The following is a 19058-nucleotide window of genomic DNA, read 5'->3' as shown; positions in this document are numbered from 1 at the left end:
TCTCAGGACAGTTCATAGTAGGAAGCTTTATTTATAGCATTTCGTCTCATATATCTAGCTTAAACAATCCAAGAGCAGAATTAAATATAAGGACAAGGTGAACTATTGATAGAACCCGCACAGCTACTGTATTTCATTGCAGCTTCTGCAGCTCTCACACTGCTTCCGGGCCCGGACATTATTTTTGTGCTGACGCAGAGCATATCTTCAGGCAAGGGGGCCGGAATAGCTACAGCCTGCGGCCTTTGCACCGGTCTGCTGTTCCACACGACTGCGGCTGCACTGGGTGTTTCTGCCATCATCTATAAATCCGCCTTTGCCTTCACAGTCCTGAAGTATGCAGGCGCAGTCTGCCTGCTCTATCTTGCTCTCAGGGCTATTCAGGAGGGTGACAGGTTCATATCTTCGGTGTCTGTAAGGGAATACGGTGCTCCTTTGCTTTACAAAAGAGGCGTCTTCATGAACCTGCTCAATCCCAAAGTATCCATTTTCTTCCTTGCTTTCCTGCCTCAGTTCGTGAACGCCGGGGCCGGGAATGTTCCCCTGCAGATGGTCTTTCTGGGATGTGTGTTCCTTATCCAGGCATTGGCTATATTCTTCCTGGTCTCTGTATTTGCAGGGCATATTGGCACAAGGCTAATGGGAAGGCCCGGTATCGGTAAATACGTCAATCGCACAAAAGCAGGCGTCTTTATGATTATCGGCCTTGAACTTGCGCTTTCCCAAAGATGAGATATGTACTTGCGGACCTTTGAATTCACTATACATTTCCTACATGCAAAACATATTATAGCCATATACTCAAATAATCATTAGTCTTGCTAACAGAGGGACAGATGTACGAACTGGATATAGCCCTTCGGCACATCAGTGCACGCAAAAGACTAACATTCTTCGCTGTATTTGCTGTAGCTCTTGCTATAGGCGTTATTGTAGTGCTGATGTCTCTTATGTCGGGATTCACGAACGAGCTGGTATCATTGACAGTAGAGAGCTCACCTCACATTGTCGTAAGCCCCATGGAAGACACCACGGAATACATACATTTCTACAGACACTATTCTGAGCAGATCCTTAATACTGAAGGGGTGTTAGCTGTTTCACCTGTATTCGCAGGGCAGGCTGCGTTGCAATACAGAGACAGGGCCCAGGGCGTTGAGCTCTATGGGATAGATCCCGTGGCAGAAGATGCTGTAATAAGTATCGGCGAAGACATTGTTGAAGGAAGCTTCTCCTCTCTTTCAAGAAGTAATAACGGAATAGTTCTTGGTAACAGGCTCGCAGAAGATCTTGGAGTAGGAGTTGGGGATACTGTTTCTGCAGTGACACCAACCGCAGGTCCTATTTCATACAAAGTAGTCGGTATATTCCACACCGGCACGCCTACGGATGAGACCCTTGCATATGCACGCTTTGATTCCACCCAGTCCTTCTTTGGAGAGAGCGGAGTTGCAAGCAACATAAATGTACGTACCCAGGACCCGTACCAGGCAGAGGCAATATCCCGCTCCATCGAAGCAACCACCGGGCTGGATGCTGTAAGCTGGGAAGAGGCCAACAGGGATATCCTAGAACTGCTGAATACCCAGGCGGTCATTGTCTGGCTATATTACGGGCTTATCTATCTCATAGCCGGTTTTGGTGTTGCGAATACTCTTATTACTGTGGTTGCAGAAAAAAAGAGGGAGATAGGCATGCTAATGGCCATGGGTACTTCCAGGAGAAACATAACAACCATCTTTCTGCTGGAATCACTTATCCTCGGTACTATGGGTGTATTGTTGGGATGCGTTCTGGGATACATAGGAACCGTCCTGCTCTCAAATTACCAGATAGACCTGCCCAGTGAGGTGTATTTCGGGCTGACAACACTTCCTTTAAGCATTGAAGTGAGCAATTTCATTTATGCTATCGTATTCTCTTTCATTATCAACTTAGCAGCTGGTGTTTATCCTGCAAGAAAGGCATCCCGGCTGGACCCTGTTGAAGCTATCGAGAGTGAGTAAGGCGGGTTCTGACTTTCACTGCCGGAGGGAATGAACCAATCATGTTCGTATAAACACGAAAGGTTTATATCTTATATTGTCATTTGTACTCATGCGAACGGGTTCTAGTACCTCTCCACAAACCAGCACCAACAACCTGTGCATTCAATCCTTCTTCCCGTTCGCCTAAGAATGTTAGTTTTTTCTATAATATGGGCCAATAATGTATTATGAGGATTGTGATCGAGACGCCTAAATATAGCTTCCTTAAATATCGAAAAGAAGGTTCACAATTCAAAACCGAGTTCATCTCTCCCATACCTGTGCTCTTCAACTATGGTTTCATCGATAAAAGCCTGAGTGAGGATGGTATGGAAACCGATGTCATTGTTATAGGTCCTGCCATGCATCAGGGGGATGTCCTCGACAGGAATCACTTTGATGGTGTCGTGAGATTTATCGATGATTCTATCCGGGACGATAAACACATAATCTATATGGGGGGATTCTTCCCAAAACCCTTTTTCGCTTTCTATTTCCGTCTCTATGCCTTATTCAAATCTGCTCTCTATCTCCTGCACAAAAGGAAGTTATGCACTTGCAGGTTTGAGGGCATAGAATTTCCTTATGCAGGCGTGCAAGATGAATAAAGCTTGAAATTATGCGCACACGCAGCCGAAATTCCTCATTATCTGGAGATGGCCTTAACAGGATCAAGGTTGGCGGCGCGCTGTGCGGGATAGATGCCGGCTATCAGATTGAGCAGGAAGACGATGGCTATTATCCAGATAACATCGCCGGGACGTATCAGCACCGGTATTGTAGTGATCCCGTATACTCCTTCCGGCAGAGGATAACCTCCTATAGCAAGAGCTATGACAACTCCGGCAAACGTTCCCAGCAAAGCTCCTGCAAGTCCCAGTATTCCACTTTCAATCAAAAAGATGAGTCTGATACCGGACCTGTTCGCACCCATCCATGAGGATACCTATCTCCTTGATCTTGCTCATCACTACCATGTTCAAAGTGCTCACAACCCCAAAGGATGCTATCAGGAGGATAAATCCCAGTGTGATGTTGTTGGATGTTCTTTCAATTGCCAGGGTGCGCAGAATGTCCGGATTGTTCACGGTCCAGCCTGTTGCCCTGTATCCTTCTTCCCTTAGCATGGAAGCTATCTCCCTGTCACGGTTAAAATCTTCCAGTCTCAGGTAGATGCCATTGATGACATCCGGGGTGCCATAGAAGTTCTGGGCGGTCTCAAGGGATGTGTATGTCAAACTTTCATCCACAGGCGTGCCGGTATCGTAAATAGCTACAACATACAGTGAAAGTGTGTTTGCATTGGGAAATGATACTTCCACCGTATCACCAATACTGAGCTCCAGTCTGCTGGCAAGATCATCGCCTATCACTATAGTTCTTCTTGAGAAGGCAAGCTCCTCAAAGCTACCGTCTATCACATCATTGCTCACATGAGCCACTGCTTCCTCTTCAGAGGGAATGACTCCTCTAAGTACAACATTTGAGGTTTTGTCCCTGTGCCTGAAGGAGGCCTCACCTGCCAGATAGGGGGAAGAGGCAGCTACGTCATCCATGGAGTTTATTTGCTGGACAATATTCCTGTAGAGATGAATGTAGTCGTCTTCCTGGTCAGGCGATACAACAACATGGGGCATGTTAGCAACAGTAGTATCATATATCTCCTGCGTGAACCCTACCATGAAAGCCTGGGAGACCATCAGGATCATTACGGCTATCCCTATAGCAGCAACCGAGAGGATGGTCTGGCGCTTTCTTGACCTTATATAACGGAGTGCAATGAAGAGTTCATATCGCATTCAGGGCACCTGCATTTACTTGCTCCTGATCCTCAGGACTAAAGCAACAGCAATAAGTGCTGACAGAAGGTAAGCTGCCGTGAATCCCGGAGCCTGCTGGCTTTCGTTTCCTGTATCATTGGCAGGAGTTGCCGTACGCTGGACGGCTGCAGCTTCGATGATGGTCTGTCTCTGATCGAGTAGTTTTCCGTCATTGCCAATGACTTCGATCGTCAGCCTGTAGGTACCCTCAGGAAGCCTGTTCTCCCAGATAGTTTCCACAGTCTCGTCATCACCCCTCAGAAGCACAGGTGATCTCCGGGATACTGATTCAATGATAGCCCCGTCGCTATTCCTTATAAGTGTGAATTTTACCGACCCTGTAAAAGGGACCTGTGAGCGTCCTTCGATAGTAGCGCTTGCACCTACAGCGTCCCTGTAGATATCAGAGATGAATACATCCTCGATTGCCGTGAAACTTTCCATCAGGGTGACAGACTCTGCAGGCGTATACATATTGATCTTCACTCTTGCCTGGTAGTCTTTCTCATTTGCAAGTAGTGTGTTCCATTGATGCTCAATGACTCCCGGCTGCGTGTGCAGGGCAACTTTTTGTTCCCTGGCTGTGTATATGACATCCGATCCATTCACAAGCATGAATTCAAGGTCTATTATCACAGGCTGCACCGGCATGATCATGAGACTGGCCCCTTCGGAATTGGCTACAAGGTCATTAGCTGTTATCCTGGGTATGACCTGACGACCGTGTACAAAAGAATAATTCCCTGAATATAACTGGCAGTCGCCCTGCATAATTCTGCCTGTTACGGTATATCTTCCGTCAGACAGGCTGCCTGTATCCCATTCGAATACCTTGGCAACAGTTGAACCTGCTGATATCCTGTCTATCCTGATGGTAGTCGTATCAAGCACCTCTCCGTCGTGTACCAGTTGCAGTTCAAGGTTGAGCGCCTGTAATCCAATAGAGGAATATATTGTCATATCCCCACTGTCGATATCGGAGTACATGTCAATTATCCTTACATCATAGGTCCCTTCAGGGCAATCGGCTGCGAAAGAGTTGCCGACAAAAACAAACACTAACAAAATACTGGTCAATAAAATAAAAACAGGTCTCATCTCAGGGCTCCTGGTTTTTAAATGAAATTTATTGTGTGATAGTATTTATATCAATCCGTGAAGAATCTGGTGCCCCGATTATGAAAAATACACACATTATCATCAGTCTTGAAAAACCATCGGGCACTGTGTCATTGAGGACACTTTCCATTGTAGTATATTCTGCAGGAAGAAGGTATATCAATGCATGAATTACTGAGGTTTTTGAGGGGGCAGAGTCCTCTGTGGAACGAAAAAGCATATAGGGAACTGAGGGTCACCCCTTAGGCTGGGAAAACAACCTTAGGGGATGTTACGCTCCTCATTCGTACCTGAGTGCGTCAAGCGGTCTCATCATTGAAGCCTTCCACGCAGGATACATGCCGCCAAGAAGGCTTGTGGCTATCCCGAAAAAGAAACCTTCCACTACGTAGAACATGCTGGAAAGTGTGAACAGGTATGAAGTGTTCTTGACGAGCAGGGACATTATGAGGTAACTTCCTCCAATGGTTAATATCGCTCCTGCAGTGCTGGCTATGACTCCGAGGAACAATGCTTCCAGCAAGAACATCTTCAGTATATCTCTCCTTGAGGCTCCCACAGCTTTCATAATGCCTATCTCTTTTGTCCGCTCCATGGTGGACATAAGCATCACATTGAGTATACTCACACCTGCAACGAGCAATGATATCGAACCTATGCCCATGAGGAAAAGGGAGATGGACCTGAAGACACTGTCCAGGCTTTCAGTTATCATATTCGTGGCAAAGACTGTGACGAGTTCCTCTTTTTTATTGATACGTTCCTGGATATCCTCCATAACACTATCTATTTTGTCGATATCCTTCACTATAACTATGACCGTACCATAACCTTCATCGGCGTCAGGGTATAATTTTCCATACATTTCAGAGGACGTGAAAACGCCGCTGTCTGTATTGATATCAAATCCAAGTCCTCTTTCCTTGAGTATTCCGACAACTCTTAAATTTGAGCCATCTATCTCAATCTTCTGCCCGAGTTTAAGATCAAGGTTCTTCGCTATGCCGGATCCTACTACGCATTCAGTGGACCCAGGTTTGAAATAACGGCCCTCCTGGAGGTCGACAAGCTTATCCATATCATCTTTCTTTATATCATATATTGCAACGTAATACTGTATAGTGGTTCCACTTTTTTTGTATTCGACTATCTCCCCGCCGGATATCACAGGTATTACACTTTCAATGTTACTGACCTTTTTGATCTGATCTACCTGCTTGTCTGTAATATAATCCTCTCCGGGAACTGGCGAGACTATGATCTTATCCCCGATATCTGAAAAGGAATCCGTGACTGAGAGTTTCAGACTGTTACCAAGTATTCCCATTGAGGATATTGCTATAACCCCTATGATAATGCCAATAGCTGCAAGTGCCGTGCGGACTGCCTGCCTTTTAAGGTTTCTTCTGGCAAGTTCTGCATACATGTTGTTCTTCAGGGGATCAGGAATTCTCATTAACGACCTCTCCATCCTGCAGCCTTATGGTAGTTCGGGAATACTCTTCCATTCTGGGATCGTGGGTGACCACTATCACGGTGGTGCCTGCCTGGTTGAGTTCCCTGAGGAGCTCCATGACACCGTGTCCTGTCTTAGAATCCAGGTTACCTGTGGGTTCATCAGCAAGCAGTATCGTGGGATTGTTTGCAAGGGCCCTAGCTATTGCGACCCTCTGTTGCTGTCCTCCTGATAGTTCACTGGGCTTGTGATCAGCATACTCCGGTGGAAGCTGGGCTTTCTGCAGCAGCTTCAGTGCTCTTTTTCTACGCTTTCCGGGTGATGCTCCATTGAATATCATGGGGATCTCTACATTCTCCACAGCTGTCAGGGTCTGGATCAGATTGAACTGCTGGAAAATAAAACCGATATTGTTCCTTCTGAGGGAGGTAAGCCCGTCATCATCGAGTTTAGAAAGGTTCGTATTATTGATCAGCACTTTTCCGCTCGTGGGCAGGTCAAGGCAGCCAAGCATATTAAGAAGGGTGCTTTTACCGGAGCCCGAAGAGCCCATTATAGTGACAAAGTCTCCTTTCTCTATCTTTGCACTCACCTTGTTAAGGGCATATATCTTATTCTCGCCCAGAGTGTAGACCTTTGTCACTTTTCTGATGTCTGCAATGGTTTCTGGCATGTTGGCACCGTTCAGGAGTCAAGGATCTCCCCATCATCTTCCTCGTCTTCTTCTTCTTCTTCTTCAGGTTGCAAAGCGCCTTCATCTTCCTTGCGCTTCTTCCATGAATTATATACCAATGCAGTTATTCCGATAGCAAGTATTCCTGCCACTGCCCAGAGGAGCATCGGGCTGTCTTTGTCCTCTGCACTGGTGGAAGCAGGAGTAAAAATGTTACTGCCAATTGGGATGTTCTCACGAACCGACATGTATGCATTATTTGGGTCCCTGAACTCGATAACTATGGGTATGCCTGAGATGTTGCTGGATAACACTTGTGCAGATAGTTCGAAGCTGCTGAAATCATCTGCTTCAAGCGTACCAATATAATATCTTGCAGAAGGCTGGACAGGTATCACATTGTCAGACTCCGCTACAGACACCATCACATTCCTTGCCTCAGTGGTCCCGAAATTGTTCAGGTCTCCCGAGATTGTGTATCTGTTTCCTGTTTTGCTCACATCGAGTGATGTAAAAATGAGGGAATGCTGTTCAATGACCTCCACTTCTCTTGTCGTCTTAACAGTCTGGCGGAGATTGTCACCGTTAAAGTAGGATCCTGTGAAGGACATATCCCTTTTCTCCGGATTGCTGTACATAGTGTTTAGCGTGAAGGTCGCAGTTGATTTCTCTCCTGCAGGAATTGCCCCGATGAAATACTCGGAAGGTGTAAATACCATCCCTTCGCATTCCGGACTTATGATAACACTCGTTACTTCATTCGGCCTTCTGTTAACTACTTCTACATTAATGGTGGAAACCTCGTTCATCAGGGTGGAAGGTACGTCCGACAGGATGATCTTCAGGTCACGGTCATCAACCTTGACCGGGATCCGGTAATTAAGGTCGTACATATTGCTCCCGCCGATGAGCTGCAGATTCAGGAAATGTGTTCCTAAAGCAGCATTATTCTTTGCTTTGACATTGAAGGAAAGCTTCAGGGAGTCCTGTGGTCCAAGAAGGCCGATGTTACTGTAGCCACTGTCAAGTATCTCAAAATTACTGTTCCCGCCCATGGTTGCACTGGTGATGTACGCATTCATGCTCAGTGTTTCGGCATCCTCGGTTACGTACATACCTCCGGTGGCCATGTTCTGCAGGGTGACAGTGATTGTGCCTGTATCCCCCGGCATGAATACTTCAGGTTCGATCTCATAGCTCAGGGTGACCGTCGGGCGTACTTCGCTGGTAGCTGCAAGGGATAAAGTGGAAAATACGGCCATGACAAGAAAGGCCGCCACAAGTTTTTTGAAAATATTTCTCACTTTCATGCACCAAATATCCTGAGTGTATATAATGTATAAAGAACGTATAGCAGTATAGGCACTCCTACGGCAATTGCTGCATTCTTAACAGACAAATTCCTGGAATGGACCAGTGCAAATATCCATATATTCGCGCTCCATAGCGTGAAAATTATTCCTACTATGCCGGCAATCCTGAGTGTTGGATCAGAAAGCAATACATCTGCGATCATAGGATCGGAAAAGTCAATGTTAGAATAGGCCCTGCTTGTAAAGATCGCAGAAATTATGGAGCTTATAATGGAAGGTATAAATCCGTATGATACAAATTCCATTACTCTTTTAAAACTTCCTTCACCGTTGAAGAGCATGGATATCACGTAAAATATTGCGCTGTAAACAGCCCACATTATAAAAGCCCCAATTACTGCACCTACTACTCCGAATACTGAACCGATCCAGGCAAAAGCTGCGGCTTCTTCAGGGAGATTTCCCATGATATTCTGCATCATTAGAACAACAGTGATGGCCCCGACTACTGCCATCAGGAGTACGATCAATAATGGCGTTTTAAATTTAATCTCTTCATTACTTTTTCTTTTAAAGAACCCGTTTGGGTCTGTCAGTACTTCCAGCATGTTTCTACCTCCGTGAAATCAGGTTTAATACGTGTATATTCAAACCTGACGATTAATAGCCAAACCTTTTAGGTGGCAGGTATATTTATATTTTACTATTAATCTTTTTACAACTCCAATCCAAAGCAACAATTTATATTTTAAGACATGTTTTCTTTATCTGTAATCGTTTATTCCATTAATTAATTTTTAAATACATTCCGGGCCGGATATTTAGATGCCAGAAAGATGAATCCGGTATTATGTGCGGGGAGTAACTATGGCCGAATCAAGCGAAACCATGGATAAAAGAGAGCCTGTTATTGAACTTGTCAGCCTGTGCAAAAGTTATCAGGTTGGGGATATGGAAGTGTCTATCCTGAAAAGCATAGACCTGTCAGTGAAAAAGGGGGAGTTCGTCGCGATAATGGGCCCGTCCGGCTCAGGTAAGAGCACTCTTATGAATATGATCGGGTGTCTGGACAGGCCGACCTGTGGAATGGTCCTCATAATGGGAAAAGACGTTAACCAGCTCACAGATAACGAACTCGCACGACTCAGGGGTTTTGAGATTGGGTTCGTATTCCAGACTTTTAATCTCGTTCCAAGGCTGAGTGCTCTTCAAAATGTGGAATTGCCGACGTATGCCAACAAAAAGGAAGGAATAGACGGCAGAAAAAAAGCAAAGGAGCTTATAGGACTGGTAGGATTGCAGGACCGCATAAATTACAAACCCACAGCTCTCTCCGGCGGACAGCAACAGAGGGTGGCAATTGCACGGGCTTTGATCAATGACCCTTCCCTCATACTGGCCGATGAGCCAACCGGCAATCTTGACTCAAAGAGCGGAAAGGAAATCATGGGAATTTTTGAAGAGCTTCACAGTAAAGGCAGGACAATCATAATGATCACCCATGATCCCAATCTTGCGGAATATGCTGACAGGGTGGTTCATCTAAAGGACGGAGTGATTGGTGCAACCTGAGGAGGAGATATCATATGTCATATAGTTATCATAGAATGTGGAGAATATCGATCCAGGCGATTGGGCTCATCTTATTAACTGTATTATTTTCCTCTCCGTGCACAGCTGCAACCGGGGCGGATCTGGATGTAAGTATATTACAATACCAACCCATTCCTGCTGAGATAGGGGAATATGTGACTGTATGGGTCAAGGTGGAAAACATAGGCTTTTCACGGGCAGAAGATGTTTCAGTAAGGATGGTACCTGATTTTCCTTTTACTCTGGATTCTCCCGGGAATGCGAACAAGACTACAGGGGTGCTAACTCCGGGAAGGGCAGCTGTGCACGAGTATCGTCTTTTCGTTGATGAAGATGCAAGGGATGGAACCGAATCAATAGAGATATGGTACCAGGAAGGTACTGAGGGTGTATGGTACCAGCAAGAGTTCGATATAAGGGTCGGTCAGAGTACTTTTGACAGCAGGGGCAGTGTCCAGATTCAGGGAAGCCCTGTGACAGAACCTGAAGTCTTCATACCTGGTGATAGGGGTACTATCAGGTTCAGTTTAGTAAATGCAGCTACCTCTCCGTCTGTAATGGTAGGAGGGGAGGAATTTGACACTAATGCCCGGATACAAGCTGCTTCTCTTGAAGGCACTGATGGGATAGATGTCATAACAGGCACCTATCACGATAGTGGTGTCATAGGTCCCGGCGAGTCTGTCAATCTTACTTATAGTATAAGAGTGAACGACGATATCGAGGATGGCACATATTACCTTGATTTAGTGGTTGAAGGAAATTCCCATTCTTTAAGCAATACCTGGAGGATTCCTGTAAGGGTTGACTCCTCTTCCGTGAGAGTTATACCGTCAAGCTCTCTGGTGCTTGAGAATGGTGCAGGTGTGCTTGAGTTCGATGTTGCGAACGTCCATCCCAACCAGCTCTCATCTGTGAGTGTACGCCTTCAGGCTGAAGACGTCGAGTTCTCACCATCGGAGTACTTCATAGGTTCTATGGACCCGGATGAGCTTTTCACCATCCAGTTCGAAGCAACGTCTGTTGATAACAAATCACTTTCCCCGAGAAACCTGACCATAATAGCCGACTACAGGAATGGAGTCAACCAGCATTCCACTTTATTGAGTGCCCGGCAGTTGCGTAGTGTTACTGTGAATGAGGATAGTAACCTTGGTATAGCCGTGGCTCTTATCCTGCTTGCAGCAATAGCTGTCGGAGGCTACATGTTTTACAGGCGCAGGAAGAGCAAAGAATAGGTACCGGATCAATGCTGAGTCTGAAGCAGTCTTTCAGTATATCATTGGGAAGCATCAGCAGTTCTAAGCTCAGGTCGGCCCTCACGACGCTGGGTATAGTTATCGGGGTCGCTGCCGTGATAGCTAATGTTACCCTTGGTGCCAGCTTCAACCAGTACTTTACTGATGAGATCGGTGCTGTGGGGTCCAATTTCATTGTCATCTACAGCCAGAACACTAACATCTTCTTTGATAACCAACTTGAACTTATAAGCAATACTCCGGGGGTGGTTGGGGTGTCTCCCATAAATCAGCAGATGGCGAGGGTAACCTATCTTTCCACTTCCCGGCAGATAGATATCCAGGGAGTGAACGAGGACTATGACGAGGTCGCCAATATAATAATGGAATCGGGGGAATTCCTGGACGACAATGACAGGTATGTGGCTGTGCTGGGTGCGGATGTGGCAAACGAAAAATTTGATACGAGGATATCGGTTAAGAATCCAATAGAGATCACCTTCAGGCGTGAGGACGGAGGTGTCGTCACCCAGAAATTCATAGTCAAGGGTGTGATACAGGATCCCAATACCACGTTTGCACAGACCGGAGTCGAACCGGAGATTCGTATTTTCATACCTGTCGCCACCATGAATGAGATACTCGGGGTCAACTATTATGGCGGTTTTTTTATCAAAGCTGAAAGTCTCGAAGCTGTTGAAACCACCGGGGACGAAATAGACCGGCGTCTGGCGCGCAGTCTCGGGGTGCCAAACAGGGACCTTGATAATGATGATGCAAAACCCTATGTGCTCTTTGATCAGCTTGAGATATTGGAACAAACAGGCCAGTTATCTACGGCCCTCACATCCCTTCTGACATCTGTTGCACTTATTTCGCTCATGGTAGGTTCCATCGGTATAATGAACATTATGTTAGTAACAGTTGCTGAAAGGACCAGGGAGATAGGTCTGATGAAGGCTCTGGGATTCACTAAAAAGGATATCCTGGTGCTGTTCATTATAGAGTCGATGGTAGTGGGTCTGATAGGTGGTGTGCTTGGTGTTGCATTAGGAGTTACCGCAGCTCTGGCGGTGAACAGTTACCTTGAGTTGCCTAACATCTTCCCCATAGGACAGATTGCTATTGGTTTTGTGGTAGCTGTAGGTGTTGGTCTGATAGCAGGTGTTTATCCTGCCAATAAGGCGGCAAGGATGAACCCGGTCGAAGCACTGAGGAAGGACTAATATATGATAGATATCAGGCAGGCATTGGTCATAGCTCTTGGAAGCATCAAGAGCGCAAAGCTGCGCTCAGCCCTCACCACACTTGGTATTATCATAGGTGTGGCAGCAGTAGTTGCCAATGTCTCGCTTGGCGCCAGCTTCAACCAGTATTTCACTGATGAACTTGGTTCGCTTGGTTCCAATTTCATAATCATATACAGTCAGGATGTGAATATCTTCTATGACGCCCAGCTTGAAGTGATAAAGAATACTCCGGGTGTGGTGGGCGCTTCGGCTTTTAATCAGCAGACAGCTGCTGTGACTTATCTTTCCTCGACGCGGCAGATAGATGTCCAGGGAGTGAGTGCGGCTGCACAGGAAATATCCAACCTGCATGTGGAATCCGGTAGTTTTCTCACAGACAAGGACCGGTATGTGGCTGTCCTTGGGAAAGATGTAGCTGAAGAGAAATTTGACCGGAATGTACCTGTCAAGAATTACGTGGATATCACTTTCCGCAGGAATGACGGTACGACCGTGACCAGAAAATTCAGGGTCAAAGGCGTATTGGCAGGCGAGGACAATACTTTTGTCCAGGGCGGGCCTGACAGGGACGTGAGCATATATATTCCGATCCAGACCATGAATGATATTCTGGATGTGGATGACTACAGCGGCTTTTCTGCAAAGACTGCAAACGCGGAATCAGTAAGGTCGGTGTCAGAGGAAGTGGACAGGCGTCTTGCCCGCAATCTCGGTGTCCCTGCGCGGGACCTTGACAATGAGGATGCAAAGCCATATCGTATATTCAACCAGGCAGATATCCTGGAGCAGCTTGACATGCTTTCCAATTCCCTTACCATACTGATAACGATAATAGCTCTGGTGGCTCTGCTTGTAGGTTCTATTGGCATTATGAACATCATGCTTGTGACTGTGACCGAGAGGACAAAGGAGATTGGTCTGTTAAAATCCCTGGGTTATGCCAGATATGACATCCTGACACTCTTTATGCTGGAATCCATTGTTGTAGGTGTGATAGGAGGTATCCTGGGAACCCTTCTGGGAATGGCAGGTTCGTTCATAGTCGAGACCTATCTGAATATCCCACGCATCTTTCCAATGTACCTGATCTTCCTGGGCTTTTTCATATCAGTCATTGTCGGCCTGGTTGCAGGTGTCTATCCTGCCAGCAGGGCCGCCAGTCTGAATCCCGTGGAAGCCTTAAGACATGAATAATATTGGTTTTACTCTTTTGTAATTAGGCAAACCGGGCGATTTATAGAAACTCTTAAGTACTTAGTCATAATAGTCTAACCTGTCGAAAAATAGGCGAGCTTTTCGACTGGTTACTAGAGGTATATGCATGGTTGGCAAGAACTTGGAGAGTTCAGTTTCAGAAAGCACAGTTGTGATCGATATCTGCGATCTAAAGAAGAGCTACCGTCTGGGGGATATGGAAGTCCCGATCCTCCACGGAATCGATCTCTGCGTGAAGAAAGGGGAATTTGTTGCTATAATGGGTCCATCCGGCTCCGGCAAGAGCACCCTGATGAACATGATCGGATGCCTGGACAGGCCTACAAGTGGCAAGGTCGTGCTCATGGGAAAGGATACATGTTCCGTCTCTGACAACGAGCTTGCAGAGCTTCGGGGTTTTGAGATCGGTTTTGTGTTCCAGAGCTTCAATCTCATACCAAGGCTGAGTGCATACGAGAATGTACTGCTTCCTACTTACTCCAATTCAAAAAAGGGACACGATGCTCCGCAAAGGGCAAAAGACCTGCTAAAGCTGGTTGGTCTTGATGACCGTATGTATCACAGGCCAACGGAGCTTTCAGGAGGGCAGCGCCAGAGAGTTGCTATAGCCAGGTCCATGATAAATGAACCTTCCCTTATCCTTGCTGATGAGCCGACAGGTAACCTGGATTCAAAGACAAGTGAGGAAATACTGGGTATTTTCTCGGAATTGCACCGTAAGGGATGCACAATAATAATGATCACACACGACCCTGAGATGCAAAAATATGTAGATAGGGTCGTGCTCATAAAAGACGGATATATAAATAACAACTGAAGTGGTTCTGATGACTGAGATAAACGATATTATAAGAAAGATCCTGGGAACATTGATCTGCCTTGGAATGATATTTACATTATTCACACCGGTATCTGCAAGTTCCGGTGCAAATCTGAAAGTGGACGTGCTGGACTATGACCCATATCCTGCCGAGATAGGCAAATATGTGGATGTCCGTGTCAAGGTAGAGAATATCGGTTATGGTCGTGCGGATGCTGTTTCCCTGAAGATCGAACCTGACTATCCGTTCTCCCTTGACTCCGATAAGAACGCGATTAAATTCATTGGGATACTGACTCCTGAAAAAGCAGTCGTTCATGAGTACCGGCTGTTCGTGGATGAGAATGCCAAGGTAGGCACCGGCAGCATAGATATATTTTATAAGGCAGACGACGGGGATGCCTGGTTCAAAAAGACCGTTGACCTCAGAGTAGGTTCCAATACTTTTGACAGCAAGGGTACCATCCAGCTTAGCGATATATCCAGCGATCCGACAGTCTTTATGCCTGGTGACAGGGGAACTGTGAGTTTCACTCTACAGAATACAGCCACAACCAGCTCTGTTACAATTGATGGAAACGATTATGATACCAATGCCAGAGTCCAGTCCGCAACTCTGAGGGGAACTGATGGGATCACGGTCATAAGTGACACTTATGCAGGCTCGGGTGTTATAGGTCCGGGTGACTCTATCACTCTTAACTATAATATCCGGATAGATGATAATGTAGAGGATGGGACGTACTATCTGGACTTCTACATGGTCGGTAACTCCCATGCATACAATAACAACTGGAGGATACCTGTCAAGGTAGATTCATCTGCTATCAAGGTCATCCCTTCCAAGCCGCTGATCATCACCAATGGAGAAGGTGTTTTTGAATTTGATGTGGCCAACAGTCATCCCAATACTCTCAATTCAGTGAGTGTCAGGCTGGTGTCGGATGATCTTGAGTTCTCTCCCGAGGAATATTATATCGGATCCATGGGTTCTGATGAGCTTTTCACTATCCAGATCAAAGCCCGGAGTACCGGCACCGAATCCTCAGTTCCCCTGTCAATCGAGGTCGACTACAGGAATGGCATGAACAGCCACAGCAATCAGGTCGGCACACGTAATGCCAGTATAGTGCAGGAAAACAATAGCAACACCGGCACTCTTGCAGTCACAGCTATCGGACTGGCGTTGTTGTTAGGTCTTCCCGGAATGGTTCTTTACAGGCGCAAGAAACAGAACAATAAGTGATGGGATGCCTTATGCTGAGCCTGAAACAATCAATAAAGATAGCTCTTGGCAGCATTGGAAGCGCAAAAATGCGCTCGGCCCTGACAACGCTCGGAATAGTCATAGGCGTTGCCGCGGTCATCGCCAATGTCTCCCTTGGTGCAAGCTTTAGTCAGTACTTCACCGAAGAGATAGGTTCGGTAGGCAATAATTTCATCATAATAGAGAGCAAGACTTCCAACCTGCTTCATGATAACGAGCTTGAACTGGTGAGGGGCACGCCTGGGATAACGGGTGTTTCTCCTGTCAGCCAGCAGGTGGCAGAAGTCAAGTATATTTCCACTACCCGGCAGATATCTGTGCAGGGTGTCTCAGAAGACTATGAGGAAGTAGCAAATATCCAGATGGAATCCGGAAGTTTCCTCACTGATAATGACAAGTATGTGGCTGTACTGGGGCATGACGTTGCATACGAAAAGTTTGACCGTTTCATCTCAGAGAAGAATACCATTGAGATGACCTTTGTGAAAGCTAACGGGGAAGTTGTTACCCAGAAGTTCAAGGTAAAAGGCATAATATCCAGCCCGGAAACCTCATTCGTCCAGAGTGGTATTGAACCCGATGTGAGAATATTCATTCCCATTGCCACAATGAATGAGATAATGGGAGAGAACTATTACTGGGGTTTCTTTGCTGCCTCAGAGAACATGGAAAGCATTTCCGACGTAACTGATGAAGTGGATCGCAGGCTTGCCAGGAACCTCGGAGTCCCGGCACGTGACCTGGATAACGAAGATGCTAAACCTTATTCCCTTCTCAATCAGGAGGAAATACTGGAGCAGGTCGATCAGTTGTCAGGGGCACTCGGATCATTGCTGACGGCTGTTGCGCTGATATCCCTAATAGTTGGATCTATCGGTATCATGAATATCATGCTGGTGACGGTAACCGAGAGAACAAGCGAGATAGGCATAATGAAGTCACTCGGCTACAAGAACCATGAGGTTCTCTCCATGTTCATTGTGGAATCCATGGTTGTAGGTCTTATCGGTGGTATCTTTGGCACAGCACTCGGAGTTATCGGCGCTTACGTGGTTGTCGGTGCAATGGGCATGCCTCACGTGTTCCCGCTGGATATGATCTTCATCGGGGTTGCAGTATCTATTATCGTAGGACTTGTTGCAGGTGTCTATCCTGCAAACAAGGCTGCAAAGATGAATCCCGTGGATGCTCTGAGGCATGAATAAAATATTCAAAAAATAGTGGAGGTAAAATGTTCGATATGTTGTATATAGGGCTTCCCTTTCTGATGTTCTTCCTCTTCTTTGGGGTGGGCATCATCGGGACCCTTTTCTGGATATGGATGCTCATCGACTGCGCGACAAAAGAGCCCTCATCAGGCAATGACAAGCTGATCTGGATATTGATCATAATATTCACGCACCTGCTTGGTGCTTTGGTCTACTTCCTGGTCAGAAGACCAAAGCGCATACGTGAGCTCGGGGAATAAAGAGCAGTATTTCTGCAGAGCAAGTTGGATAGAGCCTGGCTTCTATCGGGTAGCACATGGGAAGGAAAGCAGAAGCAGATGATGTGCCGGCGATGCCAGTATCTCTGCCGGATATATGGATAAGATAAAATGCTTGAGATAATTAACACAGCAGTCGGTTTAGCACAAAAGTATGCAGTTGACTTTGTAGCTGTAGCTTTCAGAAGACAGACCTATATGAATATGCTCTACCTGCTGTTCACGTTCCCTCTTGGCACAGCTTACTTTGTATTCCTGGTTACAGGACTGTCACTGGGCTTCCATCTGGTAGGCATCTGGATAGGTATCCCTATTCTGATGCTTGTCCTCCTTGCCTGGTGGGAAATGGCATCCTTTGAACGCCAGCTTGCCGAATGGCTGCTTGGTATGAAGATGCCTCCGATGTCCCGCGAGCAGCTTGAAGCAGATAGCCTGTTTGAGAGATGGATAGTCAAGTTAAGGAACCCTGTTACATGGAAGGCGTTATTGTTCCTGTTCATGAAATTCCCCCTGGGAATATTCTCGCTTGCATTGGCAATATTAATGCTAGCTGTAACCTTGTTCCTTTTGATGTCTCCTCTTATGTATTATGCTGGGTATCCTTCCACCCCGGATATGCCCTGGTATACATTAGAATTCTCTCTGGTAGCCTTTTTTGCAGGAATCCCGGCAGGATTGTTATCCCTGCATGTAATGAATTTCCTTGCAAAGCTCTCTGGGAGGTTTGCATTACTGATGCTTGGGATTTCGCAGAAGAAGGAGGATTCTGCAATGCAGGAAATGTAGAAGTATTATCCAGCTTGATATCCTTGAAAGAGATAGATTCTGAAAGTCAATTATCTTTCGTTCAGCCTGTTGTAAAAATCAAGTATTAATTGTGTCTTTTCATTATCAAGGTCCAGGCGGAAAGTGCGTATCTGCTTACCCAGAGGTTTCTCAATAACGATTCCAGTTTTAATCAGGGGTGCGATAACTCTTGCCACACTGGAATGGGACAGACCTGTCTCTTCTGCTATCCCTGAAAGATAAGTTGATTCGTTCTGATGCTGTATCAGGTTTTTCAGAACGGTCATCTGGGCTGTCTTTCCAAATATCTCTTCCAGTGCATCCATTGTATCGTACCTTAGATATTCATTGATGGGTTATAATACTTTCTTTAATTTGGACGACTGGTCTAATTAAGATATAACCCTTTGATATTTGGAAAGGTTTTAATAGCATCATCCTGCTATACTTATTCACAGCTTGGGTAGTATCACCATGAATACTGAAAACATTGACCCTAAGATCCTGGCACTGATGGAGCAGAACCCACACATGACAGATAAGGAGATTGCCATGTCACTTGGACTGGATGAAAGCCTTATCAGCCAGAGGATAGCTTTTCTGTCTGACACACGTGAGAAGATCCTCATCGTGGATGAGGAAATTGACGCATCAACCGCACTTAAATTAGCGCTTGAAACAGAGGGCTATAATGTTATAGAGGCTCTTGATGGATATGAAGGTCTCATGAAGGCAAAATCTGAAAATCCTGACATAATCCTTCTTGATATTATGATGCCAGGTATGGATGGTTTTGAAGTATGCCAACTTCTTAAAGCTGACCCGGCTTCCAGGCATATACCTATCATCATGCTGACCGCAAAAGGAGAGGTCGATGATAAAGTGGAAGGACTTGAAATGGGAGCGGATGACTATATCACAAAGCCTTTCAACCTCAAGGAACTGAAAGCCCGTATCAGGATAGTTCTCAGAAGAGGCACTGTCTAATCCTTATT

At 46.0% G+C, this 19058-nt stretch carries 21 protein-coding genes; 13 read left to right on the top strand and 8 right to left on the bottom strand.

What is annotated here, in order from left to right:
* The first annotated feature begins 105 nt into the window (after positions 1–105).
* The 3 genes from QZZ22_RS01235 (at position 106) to QZZ22_RS01225 (ending at position 2635) form a co-directional block, all read left to right on the top strand.
* Positions 106–732: a LysE family translocator gene (locus QZZ22_RS01235; RefSeq protein WP_292461820.1), complete on the top strand. Its 627-nt coding sequence runs from the start codon at positions 106–108 to the stop codon at positions 730–732.
* Between the two features lie 104 nt (positions 733–836).
* Complete coding sequence (locus QZZ22_RS01230; protein ID WP_292461818.1) at positions 837–2006, top strand: ABC transporter permease; 1170 nt, start codon at positions 837–839, stop codon at positions 2004–2006.
* A 209-nt stretch (positions 2007–2215) separates the two neighbouring features.
* Positions 2216–2635, top strand: coding sequence for an inorganic diphosphatase (locus tag QZZ22_RS01225; protein ID WP_292461816.1), 420 nt, complete (start codon positions 2216–2218; stop codon positions 2633–2635).
* 38 nt (positions 2636–2673) lie between these two features.
* On the opposite strand, the gene QZZ22_RS01220 is transcribed toward QZZ22_RS01225, so the two are convergent.
* From QZZ22_RS01220 to QZZ22_RS01190, 7 genes are all read right to left on the bottom strand, one after another.
* The gene (locus tag QZZ22_RS01220; RefSeq protein WP_292461814.1) at positions 2674–2961 is read right to left on the bottom strand and encodes an FtsX-like permease family protein; all 288 of its coding nucleotides are present in this window, start codon (positions 2959–2961) and stop codon (positions 2674–2676) included.
* On the bottom strand, positions 2918–3826 hold the full coding sequence (locus tag QZZ22_RS01215; protein ID WP_292461812.1) for an ABC transporter permease: 909 nt from the start codon (positions 3824–3826) through the stop codon (positions 2918–2920). The genes QZZ22_RS01220 and QZZ22_RS01215 overlap by 44 nt, the downstream gene beginning before the upstream one ends.
* A 15-nt stretch (positions 3827–3841) precedes the next feature.
* Positions 3842–4945 carry a hypothetical protein gene (locus QZZ22_RS01210; protein WP_292461810.1) on the bottom strand — a complete coding sequence of 368 codons (1104 nt, stop codon included), beginning with the start codon at positions 4943–4945 and terminating at the stop codon, positions 3842–3844.
* Positions 4946–5246: 301 nt separating this feature from the next.
* Positions 5247–6422 (bottom strand): ABC transporter permease, encoded by a 1176-nt coding sequence (locus QZZ22_RS01205; protein ID WP_292461808.1) that lies wholly within the window; start codon positions 6420–6422, stop codon positions 5247–5249.
* Positions 6409–7095, bottom strand: a complete 687-nt coding sequence (locus QZZ22_RS01200; protein ID WP_292461805.1) for an ABC transporter ATP-binding protein — start codon at positions 7093–7095, stop codon at positions 6409–6411. Before QZZ22_RS01200 ends, QZZ22_RS01205 begins: the two co-directional genes overlap by 14 nt.
* 11 nt (positions 7096–7106) lie before the next feature.
* The gene (locus tag QZZ22_RS01195) at positions 7107–8405 is read right to left on the bottom strand and encodes a hypothetical protein (RefSeq protein WP_292461802.1); all 1299 of its coding nucleotides are present in this window, start codon (positions 8403–8405) and stop codon (positions 7107–7109) included.
* Positions 8402–9016, bottom strand: a complete 615-nt coding sequence (locus tag QZZ22_RS01190; protein ID WP_292461800.1) for a YIP1 family protein — start codon at positions 9014–9016, stop codon at positions 8402–8404. Before QZZ22_RS01190 ends, QZZ22_RS01195 begins: the two co-directional genes overlap by 4 nt.
* A 259-nt stretch (positions 9017–9275) precedes the next feature.
* On the opposite strand from QZZ22_RS01190, the gene QZZ22_RS01185 reads away from it, so the two are divergent.
* The 9 genes from QZZ22_RS01185 to QZZ22_RS01145 all read left to right on the top strand — a co-directional run bounded on the left by QZZ22_RS01185 (position 9276) and on the right by QZZ22_RS01145 (position 18063).
* Complete coding sequence (locus QZZ22_RS01185; protein WP_292461798.1) at positions 9276–9980, top strand: ABC transporter ATP-binding protein; 705 nt, start codon at positions 9276–9278, stop codon at positions 9978–9980.
* Between the two features lie 14 nt (positions 9981–9994).
* Entirely contained in the window at positions 9995–11239 is a 1245-nt protein-coding gene (locus tag QZZ22_RS01180) for a COG1361 S-layer family protein (protein ID WP_292461796.1), read from the top strand.
* Positions 11240–11250: 11 nt separating this feature from the next.
* On the top strand, positions 11251–12465 hold the full coding sequence (locus tag QZZ22_RS01175; RefSeq protein WP_292461795.1) for an ABC transporter permease: 1215 nt from the start codon (positions 11251–11253) through the stop codon (positions 12463–12465).
* Positions 12466–12468: 3 nt separating this feature from the next.
* Positions 12469–13683, top strand: coding sequence for an ABC transporter permease (locus tag QZZ22_RS01170; protein ID WP_292461793.1), 1215 nt, complete (start codon positions 12469–12471; stop codon positions 13681–13683).
* A 127-nt stretch (positions 13684–13810) separates the two neighbouring features.
* Complete coding sequence (locus QZZ22_RS01165) at positions 13811–14521, top strand: ABC transporter ATP-binding protein (RefSeq protein WP_292461791.1); 711 nt, start codon at positions 13811–13813, stop codon at positions 14519–14521.
* A 10-nt stretch (positions 14522–14531) separates the two neighbouring features.
* Positions 14532–15770: an LPXTG cell wall anchor domain-containing protein gene (locus QZZ22_RS01160; protein ID WP_292461788.1), complete on the top strand. Its 1239-nt coding sequence runs from the start codon at positions 14532–14534 to the stop codon at positions 15768–15770.
* An 11-nt stretch (positions 15771–15781) separates the two neighbouring features.
* The gene (locus tag QZZ22_RS01155; RefSeq protein WP_292462173.1) at positions 15782–16996 is read left to right on the top strand and encodes an ABC transporter permease; all 1215 of its coding nucleotides are present in this window, start codon (positions 15782–15784) and stop codon (positions 16994–16996) included.
* A gap of 26 nt (positions 16997–17022) precedes the next feature.
* Positions 17023–17259 carry a PLD nuclease N-terminal domain-containing protein gene (locus tag QZZ22_RS01150; RefSeq protein WP_292461787.1) on the top strand — a complete coding sequence of 79 codons (237 nt, stop codon included), beginning with the start codon at positions 17023–17025 and terminating at the stop codon, positions 17257–17259.
* Between the two features lie 129 nt (positions 17260–17388).
* Entirely contained in the window at positions 17389–18063 is a 675-nt protein-coding gene (locus QZZ22_RS01145; protein ID WP_292461785.1) for a sensor domain-containing protein, read from the top strand.
* Between the two features lie 50 nt (positions 18064–18113).
* On the opposite strand, the gene QZZ22_RS01140 is transcribed toward QZZ22_RS01145, so the two are convergent.
* A complete protein-coding gene (locus QZZ22_RS01140) occupies positions 18114–18389 on the bottom strand; it encodes a MarR family transcriptional regulator (protein WP_292461783.1) in 276 nt (91 codons plus the stop codon).
* 148 nt (positions 18390–18537) lie between these two features.
* Between QZZ22_RS01140 and QZZ22_RS01135 the strand changes: the two genes are divergently transcribed.
* Positions 18538–19050 (top strand): response regulator, encoded by a 513-nt coding sequence (locus QZZ22_RS01135; RefSeq protein WP_292461782.1) that lies wholly within the window; start codon positions 18538–18540, stop codon positions 19048–19050.
* Positions 19051–19058: the final 8 nt, after the last annotated feature.

The organism is Methanolobus sp. (genome assembly GCF_016278365.1).
Lineage (GTDB): Archaea > Halobacteriota > Methanosarcinia > Methanosarcinales > Methanosarcinaceae > Methanolobus.
This window is presented reverse-complemented; position numbering and strand designations above follow the sequence as displayed.